The organism is Desulfobulbus oligotrophicus (genome assembly GCF_016446285.1).
Lineage (GTDB): Bacteria > Desulfobacterota > Desulfobulbia > Desulfobulbales > Desulfobulbaceae > Desulfobulbus > Desulfobulbus oligotrophicus.
In genome coordinates, this window is the sequence record NZ_CP054140.1 from 2,198,528 (window position 1) to 2,220,155 (window position 21,628).

General features: G+C 51.4%; 17 protein-coding genes and 1 tRNA gene. 12 read left to right on the forward strand and 6 right to left on the reverse strand.

From position 1 onward, the window contains the following. Positions 1–378 precede the first annotated feature (378 nt). Together HP555_RS09990 and HP555_RS09995 are read right to left on the reverse strand one after the other, a co-directional pair. A complete protein-coding gene (locus HP555_RS09990; RefSeq protein ID WP_199262065.1) occupies positions 379–1,389 on the reverse strand; it encodes a sensor domain-containing diguanylate cyclase in 1,011 nt (336 codons plus the stop codon). Positions 1,390–1,413: 24 nt separating this feature from the next. Next, entirely contained in the window at positions 1,414–1,938 is a 525-nt protein-coding gene (locus tag HP555_RS09995) for a V4R domain-containing protein (RefSeq protein WP_199262067.1), read from the reverse strand. A 696-nt stretch (positions 1,939–2,634) separates the two neighbouring features. Between HP555_RS09995 and yedE the strand changes: the two genes are divergently transcribed. From yedE to HP555_RS10015, 4 genes are read left to right on the forward strand one after another with little or no spacing between them, the layout of a single operon-like run. Further along, positions 2,635–3,729 carry a YedE family putative selenium transporter gene (yedE, locus tag HP555_RS10000; RefSeq protein WP_332908637.1) on the forward strand — a complete coding sequence of 365 codons (1,095 nt, stop codon included), beginning with the start codon at positions 2,635–2,637 and terminating at the stop codon, positions 3,727–3,729. Positions 3,730–3,739: 10 nt separating this feature from the next. After that, positions 3,740–3,964: a sulfurtransferase TusA family protein gene (locus HP555_RS10005; RefSeq protein WP_199262069.1), complete on the forward strand. Its 225-nt coding sequence runs from the start codon at positions 3,740–3,742 to the stop codon at positions 3,962–3,964. Then, positions 3,961–4,569 (forward strand): DUF3343 domain-containing protein, encoded by a 609-nt coding sequence (locus HP555_RS10010; protein ID WP_199262071.1) that lies wholly within the window; start codon positions 3,961–3,963, stop codon positions 4,567–4,569. The genes HP555_RS10005 and HP555_RS10010 overlap by 4 nt, the downstream gene beginning before the upstream one ends. Position 4,570: 1 nt before the next feature. Beyond that, the gene (locus tag HP555_RS10015) at positions 4,571–5,467 is read left to right on the forward strand and encodes an NAD(P)H-hydrate dehydratase (protein ID WP_199262072.1); all 897 of its coding nucleotides are present in this window, start codon (positions 4,571–4,573) and stop codon (positions 5,465–5,467) included. 292 nt (positions 5,468–5,759) lie between these two features. On the opposite strand, the gene HP555_RS10020 is transcribed toward HP555_RS10015, so the two are convergent. Continuing rightward, positions 5,760–6,077, reverse strand: a complete 318-nt coding sequence (locus HP555_RS10020) for a carboxymuconolactone decarboxylase family protein (protein ID WP_199262074.1) — start codon at positions 6,075–6,077, stop codon at positions 5,760–5,762. Positions 6,078–6,184: 107 nt separating this feature from the next. Then, positions 6,185–6,643: a hypothetical protein gene (locus HP555_RS10025; protein ID WP_199262076.1), complete on the reverse strand. Its 459-nt coding sequence runs from the start codon at positions 6,641–6,643 to the stop codon at positions 6,185–6,187. A 424-nt stretch (positions 6,644–7,067) separates the two neighbouring features. Between HP555_RS10025 and HP555_RS10030 the strand changes: the two genes are divergently transcribed. Together HP555_RS10030 and HP555_RS10035 are read left to right on the forward strand one after the other, a co-directional pair. After that, a complete protein-coding gene (locus tag HP555_RS10030; RefSeq protein ID WP_199262078.1) occupies positions 7,068–7,781 on the forward strand; it encodes a hypothetical protein in 714 nt (237 codons plus the stop codon). Between the two features lie 25 nt (positions 7,782–7,806). Continuing rightward, complete coding sequence (locus HP555_RS10035) at positions 7,807–8,427, forward strand: FlgO family outer membrane protein (RefSeq protein WP_199262080.1); 621 nt, start codon at positions 7,807–7,809, stop codon at positions 8,425–8,427. A gap of 78 nt (positions 8,428–8,505) precedes the next feature. Here the strand turns inward: HP555_RS10035 and HP555_RS10040 are convergent, their stop codons facing one another. Further along, entirely contained in the window at positions 8,506–12,150 is a 3,645-nt protein-coding gene (locus tag HP555_RS10040; RefSeq protein WP_199262082.1) for a DUF3683 domain-containing protein, read from the reverse strand. Between the two features lie 413 nt (positions 12,151–12,563). Beyond that, complete coding sequence (ppnN, locus tag HP555_RS10045) at positions 12,564–13,949, reverse strand: nucleotide 5'-monophosphate nucleosidase PpnN (protein ID WP_199262084.1); 1,386 nt, start codon at positions 13,947–13,949, stop codon at positions 12,564–12,566. Positions 13,950–14,290: 341 nt separating this feature from the next. On the opposite strand from ppnN, the gene HP555_RS10050 reads away from it, so the two are divergent. From HP555_RS10050 to lon, 6 genes are all read left to right on the forward strand, one after another. Beyond that, positions 14,291–15,496, forward strand: coding sequence for an MFS transporter (locus HP555_RS10050; protein WP_199262085.1), 1,206 nt, complete (start codon positions 14,291–14,293; stop codon positions 15,494–15,496). Positions 15,497–15,704: 208 nt separating this feature from the next. Further along, positions 15,705–15,789: transfer RNA gene (locus HP555_RS10055), tRNA-Leu, on the forward strand. A 76-nt stretch (positions 15,790–15,865) separates the two neighbouring features. Beyond that, complete coding sequence (tig, locus tag HP555_RS10060) at positions 15,866–17,218, forward strand: trigger factor (RefSeq protein ID WP_233249140.1); 1,353 nt, start codon at positions 15,866–15,868, stop codon at positions 17,216–17,218. Between the two features lie 76 nt (positions 17,219–17,294). Then, complete coding sequence (clpP, locus tag HP555_RS10065) at positions 17,295–17,897, forward strand: ATP-dependent Clp endopeptidase proteolytic subunit ClpP (protein ID WP_199262089.1); 603 nt, start codon at positions 17,295–17,297, stop codon at positions 17,895–17,897. Position 17,898: 1 nt separating this feature from the next. Then, a complete protein-coding gene (gene clpX, locus HP555_RS10070; protein WP_199262091.1) occupies positions 17,899–19,164 on the forward strand; it encodes an ATP-dependent Clp protease ATP-binding subunit ClpX in 1,266 nt (421 codons plus the stop codon). Positions 19,165–19,173: 9 nt separating this feature from the next. After that, on the forward strand, positions 19,174–21,591 hold the full coding sequence (gene lon, locus HP555_RS10075; protein WP_199262092.1) for an endopeptidase La: 2,418 nt from the start codon (positions 19,174–19,176) through the stop codon (positions 21,589–21,591). Positions 21,592–21,628: the final 37 nt, after the last annotated feature.

Here is a 21,628-nt window from a genome sequence, read left to right on the forward strand (position 1 = left end):
TACCACCTACAGTTCATCTCAAGCTCTCTGTCAGGTTTGCATTAGAGTAATGAATGATATCTGTATCTGAAGTGTGTGAATTACCAGTTGAAATTATTATGATCAATGCGGAGTGAAAACGTTTTTTTCAGAAGACTGGATTGTTCGGGTTTTAAAAGAAGCTGGTACTGGTTGTCAGGTGTGGATATGTGCCAAAGACATAAACGTGCAGCAGGTGAAATCCGGATGTGGAGGAAGTAAAATATAGGGCAGAAATGGAAAGATATTGAGGTGTGGTCGATGAAAAACAGACAAACCGACTCTTGAGTTGCTCAGTGTGGTTTTGCCATATGTGCATTCCACTTCCGGCTTCATAGACACGGCTTCAGCAGGATATTTTTATTCTTTGCCGGTAACGTTGTCCTGTTGAGCGCAATGTGACAGTGTCACAAGACAGTTTCGACCCGCTTCTTTTGCAGCGTACAGAGCATTATCCGCTGTCTTGATAACAGATTTAAAGAAAATGGTGTCCTGACACAGGCCCTGTTGCGGCATGACGTGCGCAAGACCAATGCTGACAGTCATGTGAATCGTGCCTGTCGATGTTTTGAAAGGCGCTTGGGCAACTTGCTTGCGCAGCCTGTCGACAATCTTTTTGGTGGTTTTAAGGTCCAGGCCCGGGAGTAAAACCACGAACTCATCACCACCGTACCTGCCGATAATACCACCATGCCGTAACGAAGATTTAATGGTTTTGGTAATGTGTCTGAGCACATCGTCACCCTGGAGATGTCCGCAGGTATCATTGATCTGTTTGAAAAAGTCGATATCAATGATGGCAAGACTGCAGGGGTAACCTTTTTCTTCCGCACGTTTAAATTCAGCGCAAGCCAGCTCGTAAAAAGAGCGCCTGTTCAGCACACCCGTGAGCGCATCGTGTTCTGCCAGGTGTTTGAACTGAGCTTCTTTTTTCCGTAAGACGGCCAGAGCCTCCTCTTTTTCAGCAATCTCGACCCGTAACGCCTCCGTCAGCTTTGTGAGTTCTTCTTCCTTCTGCCGAAGCGAGGTAAGCGCATTATCCAGCTGCGTGACCATACTGTTGAAGGCAGCGGCATATTCACCCATAAAGTCCACCCGCTGGGTGAAGTCGCCTGCGGCAACCTGCTGGATCTGCCAGGTGAGATGCATAAGATTGGCCTGTAACGCCTTGAGGCGCCCGGCGATGACTCCATGGATATCGACGGGGAATTGAAGATCGCCGGTGGCAAACGCGTTGAGAGTGGTACGTAAAGTGACAAGGTAGTTGTGAATGGCGTGCAGCTTGTCTTCCTTGTCCGCCTCGGCTGGAAATTCCGGCAGAGCAGGCGAGTGAAGAAGTTTTTCAATATGTTCTAAGATACTGTCCTGCAAAACGGTGCTTTCCTGAGGGATCATTTATGGCAGCGTGGCTTTAAAGCGACACGTGCGCGCACCGGAGCACCAGCAATCCACTTCTTGCACTGTGAAATCTTTACCGGTGAACGAGTCGAAAATGCCTTTGATAAAACCTTCATCGTAAACACAGATATGGTCGGAGGTATCGGGCAGGCCCGAGCAATCAAGATCTTCATCCACAGTGAGCTGGAAGGTCATGGTTTTGGTATCGGTCTTTTCAAAGCGGACAATGCCGATACCAAGGGTCCGGAATTCTTGCTGAATCGTTTTTACAAGCGAGGGGATATCGGTTGCATCAGCACAGTACCGCTCAAAAAAGGCTTTGCCCGCCAGGGTACCTGCTTCACGAAAGATCTCGTCCGCGGCTTTGGTCCCATACCGGGATTCCAGAACATCGCGGAGCGTGAACTGCAAAAGCCGGTACACTTCAAAGGAGGTGTACAGGCCGAGAGCAGGGCGGGCCTCCTGCACATCAGTGCCGATAACGTCCCAGTTGAAGGCGTATTTCCTGGGCAGGGTGTTCATCACTTTTCTCCTCTGATTGAATGAGCACACAAAACTGTTGCGGATAAATAAAAGATGGTCCTGATAATGTCCAGCGTATTCTGCCCAAACTTATTCCTGCAACTGAGAGCGAGACGTCAAAAACATGCACGATAAGACAGGTTGCCCTGAAGTGCCGTGAGGTTGACGTCCTGACGGCGCAAGGTGCAAGTATCGCCGGCATTGGTGAAATTTCGATGCTGAGAGAGACTTCCTGGAAAGGTGTGCCTGATACCATTGACAGCCATCTTTCCCCATGGCATATTTCTTTTCTTAAATACGTCAGGTCTGTACCGTTCTTACGGACAGATCCACTCTGTCGGCAGGGAAACGTCATGTCCTATCATGTGTTTTTCATCAGGCTGACGGGCGGGAAGACATGAGGGCTATCTCCCCTCCAGGTTGGAGGGTCTCCTGCGCGTCACCATGCACACTCGATTGTGCATACCTTTGGCGAACACGCTTCACAGCGGGGTCTTTTTCTGATGTAGACACAACTGTCTGCCCTATAATTTTTCTACTGAAACAGTAGCTTATACCCCTTTGGTCTTTTGGCCAAAGGGGTTTTTTTGTTGCGTAAACCGCCCGGAAAAACCAAGCAAGCCAGGAAGCGCAGTAAGGTCGTACCGGGTACAATCCGTTCAGCAGAAGGAGTTTTGAAATGGTAAGGAGATGCACATGCAAATGAAAAAGAACTGGTTTGCCGGAGGTTCCGGTATTGCGGTAAGTGGCGCAATCATGGCGGTTATTGCGGTGGGATTACAGTATTTCGGCAATCCGGCCAATATGGGACTTTGCGTCGCATGCTTTGAAAGGGATATTGCCGGTGCTCTTGGTCTGCACCGGGCGGAAGTTGTTCAGTATCTTCGTCCGGAAATCCCGGCGCTTTTGCTGGGGTCGTTCCTTGCGGCCCTGTGCTTTGGCGAGTTCAAACCCAGAGCTGGTTCGGCGCCGCTGGTGCGCTTTATTCTCGGCATGTGCGCCATGATCGGAGCCCTGGTCTTCCTTGGCTGCCCCTGGCGTGCTCTTCTGCGTCTTGCCGGCGGTGATCTGAATGCTGTTGTCGGACTGGCAGGACTCATAGCCGGTGTTGGTATAGGCACCGTGTTTTTCCGACGCGGCTATTCTCTGGGAAGAAACACTCCCCAGCATACAGGAGCCGGATATATCATGCCGGCACTGATGCTGGGCATACTTGCACTCCTCCTGGTCTTTCCACAGGTGGCTGGAGAGGGCAAAAGCGGTGTTGTCTTTTATTCCGTCAAGGGTCCGGGCTCCATGCACGCACCGTTTCTGTACTCTCTTGGCGGCGCGCTCGTTGTCGGTTTTCTTGCCCAGCGCAGCCGCTTCTGCACCATGGGGGCATTTCGGGATTTGCTCATGTTTCGTCATTTTCATCTGCTGCTCGGCATTCTTGCCTTTGTGGCAGCGGCCTTTGTCCTGAACCTGGTGCTTGGTAAGGTCAGCATAGGCTTTGCAAATCAGCCCGTGGCCCATACCAATCATCTATGGAATTTTCTGGGCATGCTGACCGCCGGATGGGCCTTTGCTTTGGCTGGCGGCTGTCCGGGACGACAGATTTTCATGGCCGGTGAGGGTGATGCTGATGCCGGACTCTTTGTACTCGGCATGATCGTGGCTGCTGCCTTTGCCCATAATTTCGAGCTGGCAAGCTCCCCGACCGGAATCGGAGCAAACGGTGATGTGGCTGTTTATTTTTGTCTGGCAGTCCTGCTGTGTCTGTCGTTGATACATATCCGCAAGGTCGCTTAAGGAGGAAAAAATGAGTAAGATAATCATCGATGTTCGCGGACTGGCCTGCCCGGAACCGCTTATTGCTTTTACGAACGCCATAAAACAGACCGATGCCGCGGAACTGGAGATCAGCTTTGACTGTCCCGCTGCCAGGGACAACATTATCCGGGCAGCGGATTCAACAGGATGGACGGTCGTTTCGGTGGCCGACACCCTGAACTATACGGTCATGAACCTGACAAAAAAATCATGACGCTGTTATCGCGTCTGCGTTCCGCCTTTTCCGGATCCATCTTTTCAGGGCGTCTTTCGCCTGCACAGGACAGGAGAAGGGCGGAACCCTCTGCCAACCCCAATGCCGAGGCCTTCCTCACCTTTGCGGGCACAGGTGAGGTTGTCCAGGCGGAGAGTATACTGCAAGCCGAGGGGCTGGATGCCCGGGTTATGGCGCCGCCCGCAACCCTGCGAACAGGGTGTGATATGGTTATTGTCACCTCTCTGATGCATGCTTTCCGGGCCGTCAGTATCTTAAAAGCGTATCAGCTGACCCCTTTGCAGATGACACCTGTTGGAGAAGATCTCCTTGAGCCGGTCTCCCTGTTTCAGCACAAGGATTTTGGGGACTGGCTCATGGTTCGCGCCGCAAATATGAAGATCACTGTGGAAAAGGCTTCCGGACGGATCGTCAACGTCTCCGGCGGCGGTTGTCCGGATGTGCCCTACCTGGCAGCACAGTTGATTGGAAAAAATATTTACGAAACAGATTCGGACAGGAAAGACGGTCAGACATTGTGTGGGTATGCGCTTCACCTGGCGGCCCAGGAATTGCGCAGGGTGCAGAAGAGTGCAGGAGGATGACATGACAACGCCTGCTGCTCCCTGGCTTTTTGTCGGAACCATACCTGCTGCCGACTTCCCGCTGACGCTGGCGCCGTTTACCATGAAAGAGACACAACTTTTTTCAGGCGCGCATTCCTGCCCTGTCAACCGTGGCACTCCGGCCCTGCTGGCAACAGCTTTTCTTACCTGTACCCATCTGGGATCTGGTGCAAACACAAGTGAGCTGTATATGCTGGCTGCCGGAGATACCGGAAAGGGGGAGGGATCAAGGCAGGTTTACCAGAGGCTGGTTGAGGTTTTGCGGGAACTGCGCCCGCGTGGAATCACCTTTCACTATCTTCTGCCCGATGTGGACTGGCACAACCGGGTGCTGCTGGAGATCGAAAAACTTCCGGAACGTCCGCTGCTGGTTGCTGATGCGGGTTACATGTATGCGGCCAAAATGTCCGGCTATGCGGCAAGCTATGATCTTTTTACCCCGGATATCGGCGAGTTGGCGTTTCTTGCAGACGAAACAGCACCGCATCCCTTTTACACCCGTCATTTTTTCCTTGCTGATGAAGAACAGGCCGAAGACCTGATCGTCAAAGCATATGTAGGCAGCAATGCCGCGTCGCACATGCTGGTCAAAGGTAAGGTTGATCGCTATGTGCACGACGGCAAAATTGTGGAAACGGTGGATGCACCGGACGTTCCGGTGCTGGAGTGCATCGGCGGTACCGGGGATACGCTGACCGGTATTGTCAGTGGATTGCTGGCTTTGGGTACGGATATGCAGATCGCATGCAGCACTGCCTTCCACATCAATCGCTGCATGGGGTTGTTGGCAAGGCCGACCCCAGCCTCTTCAGTTGTCGATTTATTGGCGGTTTTTCCGCTGGCAGTTCAAAAAGAAATGCTCCGCACCAAGGTATAAAGTGCCGCGCACACACAGGGGCATCCGATTTCCAACAGCCTGTGAGAGTCTGTACTGTTCGCCTCATCTGTGTCCATTCTCGAACAGGGAGAGGGCGGTGGTTTTGTTGAAAAGGACCGCCCGAAAGGCCATTACAGTGCATCTGAACAGCAGGAGAGTTGCTGTTGATCGATTTTTCTTAAAAAAGCAATAGATAACAGTTGTATCTCTGTTGAAACGGATGGCTGAGAGGTGGAGAAAGAGGATGAAGCATCAATCGTAACACTTTGATGTTGCGATTGATGCTTGATTTTTATTGTTTTTGCAAAGTTTCATTGGCCCATGATAAGGCGGCCATTGCCTGGGGAAAGCCGATGGTCGTCATCAGGAGCAGCAGGGTGTGCGTGATCTCCTCAGCAGTGGCACCTGCCTGTAAGGCTCGGCGTACATGCGAATGCACAGATCCTTCTGACTGCGATGCAGCAGCAGCAGCCAGCTGAACCAGGTGTGAAGTTTTTTCGTCTAATGGTCCGGCCGTACGCAGAGTGACGCCAAGCTGCTCCACAGCACTGATGACCTCCGGAAATTTCTCACGGGTCTCTCTGTATAATGATGGCTTGCTGTTTGACATGATAACCTCCTGAAGGAAGAAGAGTATGGGGTGTACGGTTACATACTGGTAAGACGATCGCGCCTGGAGCTGAAGCGGCGAGTAGCCGGCAGCGGCGGCCGGTTTTTTCAACGTCGTTCGTTTTGCTGAACAGGGCTGTTGTTCCTGTCTGTTTTGATGAGTTTACTCCGGCTGCCGAACACGCTTTGCAGCGCCTGTTTTATTGCATGCCGATCGGTCGTGCTCAGGGACACGATTTTTGCGCCGGTCTGCATGAGGGCCATGGTCAGAAGGGCGCACACCAGTACACCGCAACAGTAAACGATGAGAGCTATCATTCGTGCCACCGGCACGACCCGATCTGATAACTGGATATCAAAGGCGGTTCCCCCGAAACTTTCTGCAAGTTGTTGCACAGGTTCGGTCAGGGTGAGTGGTGATTTGAGGATGACAAAGATGAAGCCAAAGATGTCAATGGCGTATTTCAGACCGATGAGTATCACCACAAGACCTATACAGGTGGTTATACACCCGATGACTGTTTTGATTGTTTCTGCTGAGAACGTTGGATGCGTATTGCCGGTCATTTTGTTTTTGATAGTATGGATGATATTTTAAGATGTTACGCCTTAACTCCAAGGTATGGATACAGGACAGAGCAGCAGATACCGTTGGCTGTGCAGTCCATTGACCCACTCCGCAGATGTCGGGCAAACAGTGTGCAACGGCCTGTCCGGACGGGTAGACAGCATGGCTGCACCATTGAAACCGCACAACCAGTCACTCTCCTGCATCCCATATCCTCAGGATTGGAATAAATTGCAATGGCATTTTCTATTTTTTGCCGGATCCCGGTGCTGAGCCCTGCTGTCAGAGGGGAGAATAAAAGACAGGGGACCCGGTCTGCGCAGCCTGTGCTCTTTTTTTGGTTGACGTTGTATTGTGCTAATATTTTTGAACAGTCCATCCGAAGAGAAGGTATCAGGTTTTCTATCCGTGTCTTGAGGGTATATGCACAATCAACTTTTCAGACTGCTCTTTGTCATGCTGCTGTGCACCTTCACCGGGTGCGCAAAGGACCGGTACAGTGGTGGTTCGGCAATGCGGGGCAGTATGGAGTCAACCGAGCAGTGGAATGTGCTTGCCAACCACGTTGCCGATCGGATCAACAACGAGCTGATCCGGCAGCAACGTCTTGATGCCACGGTGTATGTCCGGCACAGTTGCGGACAGGCAGGTATATGCGGCAGCCATGATTCCTTTCCCTTTGATGAGGGATTCAACGATCTGTTGACCACGCAGCTGGTCAACTTCGGTGTGCATACGGTACGCACACCGGAAAAAAAGAGCCTTGTCATCGAGTACAAGGTGCAGACTGTGTATCATCCGTCTGAGTATCGCGCATGGAGCTGGCCGAAACCCGGCGCTCTGATCGCTTTGGCGGCAGGTATCGTTGTTTTTGAGGATGCACCCTGGGAGCTTATTGCCGCGGCCACAGCTATCGATGTTTTTCGGAGCAACTACCAATCCGGCGGCCATTATGAGGTGATCATCACCACCTCGATTCTTGATAAGCACCACTACCTTATGCGGTCGTCCGATATTTATTACATCAAAAACGCTGACTACTGGCACTATCAGGCAGCTCTTCCTGCCACAGAGATTCGACTGACCGGTTCGAAGTCGTCTGTCGCACCACCGCCACCACAAAAGACCGCTTTATAAGCCCATGGTACATCGGACATTTTTTGTGCAAACAGTTCTTCTCCTTCTTGCTTTTGTGCTTGGTGGCTGCAGTCAGCTCAACGGCACCCGGCTGGAACCGTTTTTAGGAAGTGATGTTGATCTGGTTGCTTTGGGCGATGAGGTGGCTGAACAGCTGGTCAGGCAGCCTGTACCGCCGCTTCTCCCGTATCAGCCGGAACAGCCTGTTTTGGTTGCTACCCTGGTGAACAACGATAACCTGAACGATACGTCGAGTTTTGGACGTAGTTTTCAGAACAATCTGATTGCCGGCTTTGTCAGTCGGGGCTATGCCGTCAAGGAGATCAAGCTGCGACAGCAACTGCTTGTTGAAGAACACAGCGGCGAATTCATGTTAAGTCGTGATCTCCGGCAGTTAGCCGCCACCCAGCGTGCCCAGGCCGTGGTTGTCGGAACATACACCCTGGTCAATCGGGTGCTCTATCTCTCTGTGCGCCTTGTTTCTCCGCAGAACCAGACCATCCGGGCCGTGTATGAGGAGAAACTGTACTTAGATGACAACAACCTTCGTTTACTTGGCTTCAGGTTCAAAAACAGCGTTGACAACGATCCTGCGCAGCCGGTTCTCCCCCCCAGCCCTTCAGTACTTGACTCGCTTTTGTATTAACCCGCCGTACACTGATACAGTGTGCATTGTGCCAATCAAATCGGGCAGGACGGTTTTTTGGTTGTAAGTGTGCAGAACTTAAAAGGTAACAACCTCTGCAGATTTCACCAGTTCTTCCAGTTCGTTACGCCAGCTGTCGCCGCCCAGGTTCTCTGCCAGAAGAACAGCCAGATGCTGCGGTGTAACGCCTCTGTCACGGTTACGTCCAAGCCCTGAGAGACAGGAAGGGCAGTTGGTGGCAATAACAGTGGCCGAGTTCTCCCTGCTGATGGCAGAATCAAGTTCATCGCGTTTACGTTTGAGCATGGCACCGGTGATATCCGGTCGTGACAGGGCAAGTGTTCCTGCTTCAGAACAGCATCCCGGCACACTGGTGACCTGCCCGCCGATCTGCCGCAGCATCAACGGACCCTCGCCTTGTAAAGAGTCGTGACAGGGTGCGTGGTAGAAGAACGATCGGGTCGGTGTCTTTGTAAAGTGTTCGGGTGCATGCTCAAGAACAAAAAAGGCGATATCCATCAGGCTGCACTGAAAGATTGTTTCTGCGCCCAGTTCCCGCAATGCTTCTCTGCAGGTGCCGCAACTTACAACAAGGGCCTCAAAGTTGATGTAACCGAACATATCCCGAATCTGGCTGAGGATAATGGTATCTCGGAGGGTGACATCACTGTGCATGCGTTGTTTGGCATTGGCCCGGTGCGGAAAACCGCAGCAGAGATGGGCCGGTGGCAGTACGACCCTGGTCCCGGTCTTGAGCAGGTCGTAGAGAGCGGCCTCGGCAATATCACCGTAGAGTCGCTCAGACCCGCAGCCCGGGAAATAAAAGACCGTGTTTCTGATCGGTCCCCTGGGCGTGAAGAGCAGGGTTTCGTTGAGCGTGGTTTTGGGCAGCAGGTCTCTTAATGGTCGACTGGAAGGGGGCAGCATGGATGATTTGAGTATCTGCACCGTATGCCATGGCAGAGAGCGGACTTTCTCCGGAGCCTTTTGCAGCAGACCGGCGGCATACTGCTGCACGCGCGCCCCCCATTTCACCACAGTGGTTCGAAAAACAGTGTTATAGGTCTGGTTGCGGGTTTTAAGGTAATAAAGAGAGAGTTTTGTCGGCAGGGGAGTGTGCTTATACCCCCGCTCACTGAGAATTTCCCGTTCTAAAATAGAGACCTGGGCTGTATCAATATCCACTGGGCACGGCTTGAGGCACTTGCCGCACAGGGTACAGTGATCGGCAATCTGCTCAAGGTTTTTCAACTGATTGAACCGGGGAAAATGGGAGCGCTGCATGTCGTAGAGCAGGGCTTCAATTAACGAACCAATGGCCAGATTTTTGTTGCGGGGGTGAAAGAAGAGGGAGCTGCCCGGATAAAACACACAGCAGTCTGCCTTGCATTTACCGCAACGAATACACTTGGATATTTTCAGAGACAGGGTCTCAAGAGACCCGTGCTGCAGGATCCGCGCTTCCAGCTCAAGCAGGTTGAAAGAAGGCGTGAAGACCTTGTTGATAATATCCGGATCCACCAGTTTACCCGGGTTCATTACACCGCGTGGATCGATCCGCCGGCGGTATTCACTGAGTTCGTCTATGAGATACTCGTCAAGGAACTTCATCTTGGTGATGCCGATACCATGCTCCCCACTGACCACACCACCCAGGGTCACCGCCTTGCCCATAACCGTATCCGCGGTCTCTGCCGCCCGTTGCATCATGAGCCGGTCATTGGAAAAGACCGGGATGTTCACATGGACGTTGCCGTCACCGGCATGCATGTGGGTGGCGATAATGATCCGGCGTTGACGTGTTTCATCAACAATGCGGCGGATGTTGCTGCTGATGCGTGGATAACCCCGGAAGAGTTCCAGGAGGTTGTTCGTCAGGGTCTGCAGGTGTTTTTCGTTACGAAGCAGCGTGTTTTCCGTGGTTTCCAGGGCGGTCAGTGCTGTGGTGCAGTACTCATCGGCCTTGGGGATCTTGGCCTCCATCCAGTCCGGGTCTTCAAGCGGCTCAGCCACCTGGAGATAGGCCATGATCGCATGCACCACACTCTGTTGATTGTACCGATCTTCCTCGATGTTGGTGGCATCGACAAAACGGGCAAATTCCGCCAGCATGGGCAGGGGAAGAACAATATCCTCATTCAGTTTGAAGGCGTTGGTGCGGGCGGCTATGGCGCCCAGCTTCTTGCGGTCGCGCCAGAATCGATCAGCCTCATCAGCGTCACTGGCCACAAAAATTTCAGTATTTGTGTACTGTGCCAGCAGGTTAAGCAGAGTCTGTTTGCCGCGAAGAACCTGTTCGGTGGTGTGACCAACCATATCGATCAGAAGAACAGCCTTCGGCATCTCGCTCCGGGCGGCCTTTACCTTGTAGTTGATGGCCTTGATATACTCTTCATCAAAGTGTTCCAGCGCCATCAGCGCCTCTTCACCACGGTTGACAAACTGTTCTGATATTTCAACAATAACCCGGCTGGCTTCGTCCATGTCAGGGCCGAAAAATTCAAGGCAGCACGTCAGTTTCTTTTTGTAGGCAGGGTAGAGAATAAACTCGGCGGAAGTGATAATGCCGTCGGTTCCTTCTTTTTGTACCCCGGGCAGGCCGCTCAGGGCCTTGTTGGTAATGTCTTTCCACAGCCCTTTCTTACGGATGGCATCACCGCGCAGTTCGATGCGTTGCAGCAACCGGTCCTGGTCGTCTCTGATTTCATAGATCACCTCGTCGTCAGGCATGATCTTACGCATAGGGTGATTGATGCGTTGAACACGCAGCAGTCCGCTCTCCGGCATGGCAATGGTATATCCCAACAGGTTGTCGATGGCCGTTCCCCAGAGAACAGCTGTCTTGCCACCGGCATTTTCAGCGATATTACCACCAATGGTGGAAGCCCAGGCACTGGTCGGGTCAGTGGCAAAGACTAGATTGTGCTGTTCGGCGTACTGCATGGCATCCTGGGTAATAACACCGGATTCAAGCCGGAGAACCGGCATCTGCCGGACATTGCCATCCTCAGCGGTGAACGCACGATGGCTGATACCGTGAATGCGATTCAGTTTTTCCGTGTTGATCATGACACAGTCCGCGCTGACCGGTACAGCACCACCGGTCAACCCGGTACCCCCGCCGCGCGGGATGATGTACAGCCCCAGGTCAGCTATGGCGGCAAGGAGTGGCGGCATCTGCTCTTCGGTATCAGGACGGACCACAGCCACCGGCAGGTGCAATCGCCAGTCAGTGGCATCAGTGGCATGACTGATGATGCTGAACGGGTCAAAATAAACGTTTTCCTGGCCGATGATGGCACCAAGACGTTTGCGCAGTGTATTTCGGCGTGCGGTGGCGTTGCTGATCTCTTTGTGAAGGTTGTGCATGCGCTCGCGGCAGAGCCGGACTAGGTTGACCACCTTGTCGGTCCGCTCCTGGTCAACAGTTACTTTTTTTGCCGTGTGTTCAATGATATTGAGATCCTTCTTCATGGTTTTGAAGAAGAACCGGCGGCGGCGCGGCGAGTCGATCAGCTCCTGATAGAGAAAAGGATTGCGATGGAGAATAAAGAGATCGCCGATACAGCGCATGACCAGTCTGGCCGACCGGCCGGTTACTCTCTGACTCCGCAGTTCTTCCAGGTCTTCCCAGACAGCGGCGCCGAAAAAATGACGGATGATAAGCTGGTCGTCGGCAGAGGTGAAATTATAAGGAATTTCTCGATAATTTGTCGGATTCATACGTTTTTTATTTCAGAAGATAAAGCGGAGAAACACAGTGTCCCCTGTCGGTCAAACAGGGTGAGCAACAGCTAAGCAGCAGTGTGGCCGCATAAGGGGGCAAACAGTCATATACCATAGACTCTGTTCTGGAAAAAGGCCGGGGAAAATGTGCCATTGTATAGAAAATAAAGTGTGTGTCTTCCGGGATTACCCGGCAGCGATCATCTGGATGTTTGCGCATGTGCAGCACAGACATGAGCCCGATATCACCGACGCTGATGTGTGCACCGTTGTCCAGTGTTCAGTACGGCGGATATTGTCGGAGCCGGAGTCAACACGCTGTTTTCTGCCCCTGATCTTGGTAGTGGAGTGCACCCGGGTAAAAACTCTCTTTCCTGTTCAGACATCGGGCACAGGTTATCGGGCCGGTTTCAGTCGGAATCAGAGTGTGTTGTCAGTCGATAGCAGGGCTGATAGGTCGTGGTCGGGAGTTTCATTCGCTGCTGTTCGACAAAGGTGGTGAGGAGCGTGTCGAGCGGGTTCATGACGGTCGTGTCACCACAGAGTTCAAAAGCCCCTTTTTCCTCGATGAGCCGGATGCCGGCCTCTTTCACATTGCCGCTGACTATGCCGGAAAAGGCACGTCGTAAATTTGAGGCAAGCAGATGCGGCGGCTGGTCGCGGTGCAGGTTGAGGCTGTGCATATTTTCGTGGGTCGGGACAAAGGGCAGTTGCAAACTCAGATCAATGTTGAGCAGCCAGTTAAAATAGTAGGCGTCACCTGTTTTCAGTCGAAACCGGCGTACCTGATCAATCCCCTTCACTACCTGTCTGGCAACAGCCTCAGGGTCGTTGATGATGATACTGTACATCTGACGAGCCGCCGGACCAAGGGTCTCGATGATGAAATGATCGATCATCTCAAAGTAGTCTGCAGCACTGTCCGGACCGGTAAAGATAAGAGGCAGTGGAATTCGTGAGTTGGACGGATCCAGGAGTATGGAGAGGATGTATAAGATCTCCTCGGCAGTGCCGACGCCACCGGGGAAGACGATAATGGCGTGGCCGATACGAACAAAGGCTTCCAGACGTTTTTCAATGTCCGGCATGATCACCAGGTCGTTGACAATCGGATTTGGTGATTCGGAGGCAATGATACCCGGTTCGGTTATCCCCAGGTACTGGCCGGTGTAAATACGCTGTTTGGCATGACCGATGGTGGCGCCCTTCATTGGACCTTTCATGGCTCCGGGACCGCATCCTGTGCAGATATCAAAGCCACGCAGCCCCAGCTCATAACCAACCTCTTTACTGTAGTCGTATTCGTGCGGAGTGATGGAATGCCCTCCCCAGCACACTGCCAGATGAGGCTCGGTTCGGGGTTGCATGATGCCGGCATTGCGGAGAATATGAAAGACTGCATTGGTAATGCCGTCCGAAGTGGTCAGGTCAAACCGGGGATTGTTGTTAATGGTGTCATCAACATAGACAATGTCACGGAGCACGGCAAAGAGGTGTTCGTTGATGCCGCGAATTATTGTGCCGTCAACAAAAGCACTTGCCGGCGCGTTGCGAAGATGCAGCTTAAGCCCGCGTTCTTCCTGGATAACCCGGATATCAAAATCTTTGTACCGTTCCAGCAGTTCGCGACCGTCATCCAGATAATCACCATAGTTGAGTACGGCCAGAGAACTGTTGCGGAAGAGGGGATAGAGAACACCCTGGCTGGTGTCAAGTAATTTCCCCACCTCCAGTCGGGAGAGGAGATCGAGGTTGCCATGGGGACTGATACGGGCATCAAGAACTTGTTGCGGCATGATTATCTGACTGTTTGGATAAGGCGAGTGTGGGTTGATAGTTCGGATGTCGGCTCGTCTGCATCCATGCGGATGGGAAAGCCGGATACAGACGGTCTTTCTTTATAAAAAGGTTGCTGCATTTGCACAAGCACTCTTTATATACGAAGTTTTTATCTTCAATTCAAGATGATACAGATGCACCATCTTCTGCAGGTTGCTGTTTGCAGGCTGACAAGTGGAAAGAGCTGTTTGCAAGACTTTCAACCAATGGTAAGTAAGAAACAGTGCGTTACCTGTCCGCATAACCTGTTCACCACTTTTTCCCGTCTTTCACCTGTTTCTGTTAACTCGGTTGTTGCATGTTCAATCGTATCTTAATCACCGTGGCTCTTTCGGTGTTCATCGCTCTTCTAGGCGTGGGAATCATCATTCCTGTTTTACCGGTGTGGGCAACCGAACTCGGGGCTTCCGGTTTTGCCCTGGGCATGATAACCGCAACCTTCTCTTTAAGCCGGGGGCTGCTGCAACCGGTTGTGGGTAATCTTTCTGACCGGTGGGGACGAAAAGGATTTTTAGTCACAGGGCTGTTTATTTACGGCCTGGTCGGGTTGCTGATTCCACAGGCTCAAGGGGTTGTGCATCTGGTGATTATCCGCACCTTTCAGGGAGTCGGGGCAGCAATGATTGTGCCGGTGGCCATGGCCTATGCCAGTTTTCTCGCTCCTCCCGGACAGGAGGGGCGTTACATGGGTGTGGTCAACATTGCAATTTTCAGTGGTATCGGCTGCGGCCCCATATTGGGAGGACTGTTTTCCGATCTCTGGGGCTTGGGTGCAGTGTTTTATATGATGGCCGGCTTATGTTTTATTGCCTTTATCTTTGTGTGGTTCAACATGCCGGTATTCTGCCCCCTGGAGCGTAAGGGACAGACCGGTCTGTTTGACAGTCTGTACCGGATATTTTTGAGACAGCGTACCGTCGGTATCCTGATTGCCCGCTATGCCACCATGTTGATGATGGTACCGACCATGGCATTCTTACCGGTGATGATGGCGGACTGGTCCGGATCCAGCGGAGTACAAACCGGTATTGTGATTGCCAGTCGGACCCTGATGAATGCGGTTTTGCAGTATCCTTTTGGTAAGCTGGCAGATTACGGCAATAAAAAACTTTTGTTGCTTGCCGGTGCCCTGTGCATGAGTTGTGCTGTTTTTCTGATCCCCTCGGCAACAGACTTTCTGACCATGATCGGTTTGTATCTGTTTTTGGGATTTGGCGAGGCGGTACTGTGGCCGGTGCTCGGTGCCTACGCTGTGGAGGAGGGGCGAAACCATTTCGGCCATGGGACCATGATGGGTGTCTTTAATCTGGCAATGAGCGCCGGTGTCTTTACCGGTGCCATGATGGCCGGTATCAGTATGGATACGCTTGGCGTACGGCACTCCTTTGTTCTGACAAGCGGGGCAATTCTTGGACTTTGTCTGTTTGCCGTCTTGCTCATCCGAGCCGGTGAAAAGAAGGATTCTCTTGATGCGGATCGTTCTCTTTCCTCCTCTGCCGGGTAACCCTTCATCCGGATCGAAAATTTGCGGGTAAAAGCGGTAAGGAGACAGAGTTCTGTTGAACAGAACCGTGGAGCTGACGGATGTCGATCTTACCGGCTTTTACCGCTTCTGTGTAATGCCTTGGATTTCTGGGTAATCCGATTTTTTCAACCGATGGATCACTTGACGTAAACAAGATTCTTGGTTATTTGTACACGGTTAACACATTGCGAGGGTGGTGAAATTGGTAGACGCACTGGACTTAGGATCCAGCGGGCTTGCCCATGGGGGTTCGACTCCCCCCTCTCGCACCAATCCCCAGTTATCAGATACGGCCCTGAGTTGTGAAATGCAGGGCTGGAAAGAATCAACGCCACTGCTAAGTACATCGTGGCAAACCGATATGAGGAAGAGCAGTCCATGGATATCGTTGTCGAACAAATCTCAGAGCTGACAAGAAAACTGACCATCACCCTGCCTAAAGAAACCGTGGAGCCTGCCCTTGCCAAGGCCTATGCCAAGATCAACAAGGAGGTCAAACTGAAAGGCTTTCGCCGCGGTAAAATTCCTCAAAGTGTTCTTGAGAAAAATTTCAAAGAACAGGTACAGGGCGAGACTGGTGAAAAGTTTGTGCAAGAGACGTACTTTGACGCGGTTGAACAAGAAAAACTCGACCCTGTCGTTCATCCCGAAATAACGGAACATCGTTTTCCTGAAGACGGTTCTTTTGTCTATGTGGCCATGGTTGATATCAAACCCCAGTTTGAACTCAAAGAGTACAAAGGACTGGAAGTTGAAAAACCGGTGATCACAGTGAATGACGAAGAGGTCGATAAGGAAATCAAACTGCTGCAGCGGCACCAGGCAATGCTGCAGACCGCTGAAGAGGGGCATACCATTGCTCTGGACGATGTCGCTGTCGTCGATTTTCAGGGGTTTCATAATGGCAAGGCAATGAAAGAGGTGTTCAATGAAAACTTCACTGTTGACATCGGTATGCATCGCCTTGGCAAGGAGTTTGAAGAAAAGTTGATTGGTCTGAAAAGTGGCGATAAGACCCTCTACGAGATCACGTTCCCCGATGACTATCCCAATCCGCTGCTGGCAGGGAAAAATGTTGAGTTCAAGGTGGATGTCAAAGATGTCAAGGTCCGGATTAAACCGGAACTTGATGACGAATTTGCCAAGGATATCAAACCGGAATTAAATACTCTGGCAGAGTTGAAAGAAGATATTCGCAAGCGACTGCAGAAAGAAAAAGATGACGCTCTTCAGGGTGATGTTGATGACCAGCTCATGCACAGGCTGATTGAGCTGAATCCTTTTGAAGTTCCGCAACGTCTTGTCAACTTCGAAATCCAGGAGATGCTGAAACAGACCGAAGAAAATTTAAAGCGAAGCGGTCTGTCCTTTGAGTCAGCGGGTATCGATCTCAACGATCTGGTTGAAAAAAACAGGGAGATTGCCGTCAAACGGGTCAAGGGAGATTTTATCCTGAAGAAGGTTGCTGAAGTTGAAGAGATTAAGATCGCAGATGAAGACATTCAGCGAGGGTATCAACGCATCGCCGACCAGTACCGAATGACAGTGGATGAGGTGAAGAAGTATTTCAAACGGCGAGAAGAAATTCTGCCGTTTATGAACGAACTGCACAACGAAAAGATCCTCAATTTCCTGCGCGAACAGGCAAATATAAAGGAAGTGCCACCTGTACAGGAGACAACCGAACAGGCTGCATCCTGAGTGTGCAAGCAGGAATGGTTATATAGATGAAACAGGCCCTGCCTGCCGTTACAATGATTTTAGCAAAGAGGTCTACATGAATCTGGTACCCATGGTGGTTGAACAGAGTCCACGCGGGGAACGGGCGTATGACATTTACTCACGGCTGCTTAAAGAGCGGATCATTTTTTTGGGAAGCTCTGTTAATGACGATGTTGCCAGCGTAATTGTCGCTCAGCTCCTGTTTCTTGAAGCTGAGGATCCTGATAAGGACATCACCTTTTATATAAATTCTCCGGGAGGTTCCGTCACATCCGGGATGGCTATCTACGATACCATACAATATATTCACTGTGACGTTGCCACCCTTTGTTTAGGACAGGCCGCATCTATGGGCGCTTTACTTCTTGCCAGCGGTGCCGCGGGTAAACGGTTTGCCCTGCCGAATTCGCGAATTATGATTCATCAGCCCATGGGTGGTTTTCAGGGACAGGCCACGGATATCGATATCCATGCCCGGGAAATTTTACGGATGCGGCATGATCTCAATACAATTCTGGCGAAACACACAGGTAAGACCATCAAAAAAGTGCAGGCTGACACCGAGCGTGATCATTTCATGAGCGCTGCTGAGGCCTGCCAATATGGTATTATCGACAAAGTGTTGACCAGCCGTGAGGAGCTGGGTGGGAGGAAGTAAAGTGCACAACGATTTTCAGGACGATCACAATATAACCTGTGCCTGTTCGTTTTGCGGGAAAAGCCAGGAGGAGGTGGGTAAACTGGTTGCTGGGGCAGATGTGTATATCTGCGATGAATGTGTCGCTCTATGCAATGAGATCATGACCGAATCCGATGATGGGCGGAAGGTCGAGTCCAATAATTCTCATGTTCTTAAACCAAAGGAGATCAAAGCCTACCTTGATGAGTATGTGATCGGACAGGAGCAGGCGAAACGGATCCTTTCAGTTGCCGTACACAATCATTACAAGCGAATCAATGCCCCGGTAAACGATCCGGATGATGTTGAACTGCAGAAGTCCAATATTATTCTGATCGGACCGACCGGCAGCGGGAAGACGCTGGTTGCTCAGACTCTGGCCCGTCTGCTTAAGGTGCCGTTCACCATTGCCGATGCCACCACATTAACTGAAGCCGGTTATGTCGGGGAAGATGTGGAAAACATCTTGGTCAGCCTTCTGCAGGCAGCTGACTATGATATGGAAAAGGCACAAAGAGGCATCATCTACATCGATGAGATCGATAAGATTGCCCGCAAGTCTGATTCAGCCTCATTGACCAGGGATGTTTCCGGTGAAGGTGTCCAGCAGGCATTGCTGAAAATCATTGAGGGCACCATGGCCTCGGTGCCGCCTAAAGGCGGACGTAAGCATCCGCAGCAGGAGTTGGTTCGTATGGACACCACGAACATTTTGTTTATTGTTGGTGGTGCTTTTGTCGGGCTTGAGGATGTGGTGAAGCGACGCACCGGTACCCAGGCCATGGGGTTTGGTGCTCAGGTCGTCAGCCAGAAGGAAAGATCCCTTGGCGAGGTTCTTGCCGCGATTCAACCGGAAGACCTGCTGAAGTTTGGACTTATTCCAGAGCTTGTCGGTCGCCTGCCGGTAATAGCCACCATGGATGAACTGTCGGAGGAAGATCTGGTACGTATTCTCAAAGAGTTGAAGAATGCTTTGAGTAAACAGTATCAGAAGTTGTTTTCCTATGAAGGGATCAAGTTAAGTTTTACTGAAGGGGCATTTCGGGCAATCGCCAAAAAGGCGATCGAACGCAAATCCGGGGCCCGGGGCCTGCGATCAGTGATGGAAGAGTGCATGCTTGAGGTGATGTATGAGTTGCCGTCCGAGGAACATGTCACCGAATGCATTATCAACGAACAGGTTGTCACCAAGGGTGACTATCCCGTTGTTCTCTATGAAAACACTGCAACAAAAAATATTGCCTGATGTGTGTCGATGACTGATTTTAGCACCGAAACGTACCCGCTTATGCCGTTACGGGATATTGTTCTGTTCCCTGGAATAGTGGTTCCGCTTGTGGTCGGGAGAAAAAAATCGGTCACAGCTCTGGAAACAGCCATGGAAAATCAATCACTGATTTTCCTGGTCACTCAAAAGGATGCAAGGGTGGATAACCCTGAGCAACGGCATCTCTACTCCTTTGGGGTGCTGGCATCGGTGATGCAACTGTTGCGTTTGCCTGACGGTACGATCAAGGCGTTGGTTGAAGGGAAACACCGGGCTAAAATTGATGGACCTTTTCTGGGGGGAGCCGAGGAAGACGAATTTTACTCAGTCAGATTAACGGCAGCGCCGGACATCGATATTGATCGTGATGACGTGCCTGCCTATCTCCGGGAACTTCGCAAAGCGTTTGACCAGTATGCGGTGAGCAATAAAAAGCTTCCGCGTGAGGTCCTGAAATCGATCACCTCCCTGGACGATCCATCCAGGATGGTTGATTTGATCACCTCACACATTCAGCTGCATACGGAAGAAAAACAACGGATCCTTGAACAGCTCAGTTTACCCGAACGTATAGCCAAGGTGCTGGATATCCTTTATCGGGAGATGGAACTTTCCGAAATGGAAAAGGATATTCACACCAAGGTGAAAAAGAAGATGAACGTTACCCAGCGTAACTACTATCTTTCAGAAAAGATGCGCATCATTCAGGAGGAGATGGGGCAGGGCGAGGGGGGTGATGAGCTGACCGAACTGCAGCAGGCGATTGAAAAAAAGGGATTGCCGAAAGCGGTTAAGGAGAAGGTGCAGAAAGAGTTCAAAAAATTGCGTCAGATGCCGCCAATGTCGGCGGAAAGCACGGTGGTCAGAAATTATATCGATGCAATCATCAGCCTTCCCTGGAAAAAGAGATCGCGTTCTAAAATTGATATTGAACGTGCGGAAACAGTCCTCAATGAAGATCATTACGGCCTTGAAAAACCCAAGGAACGTATTTTAGAGTACTTAGCCGTGCAGGCACAGGTCAAGAAGATCCGTGGTCCGATTCTGTGTCTGGTTGGACCGCCGGGCGTGGGGAAGACCTCGGTGTGCCGTTCTATCGCCCGGGCCATGGGTCGTGAGTTTGTTCGGTTGTCGTTGGGTGGAGTACGTGACGAGGCGGAAATCAGAGGCCATCGTCGTACATATATCGGAGCAATGCCCGGCAAAATCATCTTATCAATGCACAAGGCTGGGGTGATCAATCCTGTCTTTTGTCTGGACGAAGTCGATAAGATGAGTGTGGATTTTCGAGGTGATCCATCAGCAGCGTTGCTTGAAGTCCTTGACCCGGAACAAAATTACGCCTTCAACGATCATTACCTTGATGTTGACTATGATCTTTCAGAAGTTTTCTTTATAACCACGGCGAACCATCTTCACGGTATTCCGGTGCCACTCCAGGATCGCATGGAGATTATCCAGCTCAACGGCTATACCGAAGAGGAAAAACTCAACATCGCCAGTGAGTTTCTCCTGCCAAAGCAACTTGAAGCAAACGGTTTCAAGCCTGGAGAGATCTCGCTCAATGAAAAGGCTCTGCTCGACATCATCCGCTGTTATACCAGAGAGGCAGGGGTCCGCAGTCTGGAGAGAACCATTGCCTCCGTCTGTCGCAAGGTCGCCCGTGAGCGTCTGCAAAGCAGGCAACCTCGTAAAAAATACCGAATAACATCGCAGGCAGTTGAAAAATATCTCGGTGTTCCCAAGTTTCGTTATGGTTTGGCGGAAGAACATGATGAAATCGGCCTGGCCACAGGTATGGCCTGGACCGAGGTCGGTGGTGAGTTACTGCAGATCGAGGCAACCGTTATGCCGGGATCCGGTAAATTAACCATTACCGGAAAGTTGGGCGATGTTATGCAGGAGTCGGCACAGGCTGCACTTTCCTACGTTCGTTCACGCGCCATACGGCTGGGGCTTGAACCGGATTTCTGGCAGAAGATCGATGTCCATGTCCATGTACCGGAAGGCGCAATACCCAAAGATGGCCCATCCGCAGGAATCACCATCGCTACTGCGATTGTCTCTGCCATTCTGAAGCTGCCGGTCGATCGTAGGCTGGCCATGACCGGAGAGATTACCCTGCGTGGTCGGGTACTTCCTATCGGTGGCCTGACGGAGAAGCTGCTTGCTGCAAAGAGGGGAAACATAACCAATGTCCTCATCCCGAGGGAGAATGAACGCAATCTTCGCGATGTGCCGCAAAAGATCCGTTCCAGTCTGACCATTGATGTGGTGGACAGCGTTGACAAGGTACTGCAACGTGCACTGATTCTTAAGCCGGGAGAAACCCTGTTTAAGGATGTACCGTTGGATTCAGTTTATCGTGATTTTACACTCTCTTCCCATAATACACCGGCTCACTGACTGGTGTCGGCAGTTGACGGGAAGAAGAAAAAATATA

Bases quoted from the DNA above. Each gene is read 5' to 3' on its own strand.
- HP555_RS10005 (WP_199262069.1), top strand. From the start codon at position 3,740: ATGAGTAAGATAATCATCGATGTTCGCGGACTGGCCTGCCCGGAACCG.
- HP555_RS10010 (WP_199262071.1), top strand. From the start codon at position 3,961: ATGACGCTGTTATCGCGTCTGCGTTCCGCCTTTTCCGGATCCATCTTT.
- HP555_RS10050 (WP_199262085.1), top strand. From the start codon at position 14,291: ATGTTCAATCGTATCTTAATCACCGTGGCTCTTTCGGTGTTCATCGCT.
- lon (WP_199262092.1), top strand. From the start codon at position 19,174: ATGACTGATTTTAGCACCGAAACGTACCCGCTTATGCCGTTACGGGAT.
- ppnN (WP_199262084.1), bottom strand. From the start codon at position 13,949: ATGCCGCAACAAGTTCTTGATGCCCGTATCAGTCCCCATGGCAACCTC.
- yedE (WP_332908637.1), top strand. From the start codon at position 2,635: ATGCAAATGAAAAAGAACTGGTTTGCCGGAGGTTCCGGTATTGCGGTA.
- HP555_RS10025 (WP_199262076.1), bottom strand. From the start codon at position 6,643: ATGACCGGCAATACGCATCCAACGTTCTCAGCAGAAACAATCAAAACA.
- HP555_RS10040 (WP_199262082.1), bottom strand. From the start codon at position 12,150: ATGAATCCGACAAATTATCGAGAAATTCCTTATAATTTCACCTCTGCC.
- HP555_RS10020 (WP_199262074.1), bottom strand. From the start codon at position 6,077: ATGTCAAACAGCAAGCCATCATTATACAGAGAGACCCGTGAGAAATTT.
- clpP (WP_199262089.1), top strand. From the start codon at position 17,295: ATGAATCTGGTACCCATGGTGGTTGAACAGAGTCCACGCGGGGAACGG.
- HP555_RS10015 (WP_199262072.1), top strand. From the start codon at position 4,571: ATGACAACGCCTGCTGCTCCCTGGCTTTTTGTCGGAACCATACCTGCT.
- HP555_RS10030 (WP_199262078.1), top strand. From the start codon at position 7,068: ATGCACAATCAACTTTTCAGACTGCTCTTTGTCATGCTGCTGTGCACC.
- HP555_RS09995 (WP_199262067.1), bottom strand. From the start codon at position 1,938: ATGAACACCCTGCCCAGGAAATACGCCTTCAACTGGGACGTTATCGGC.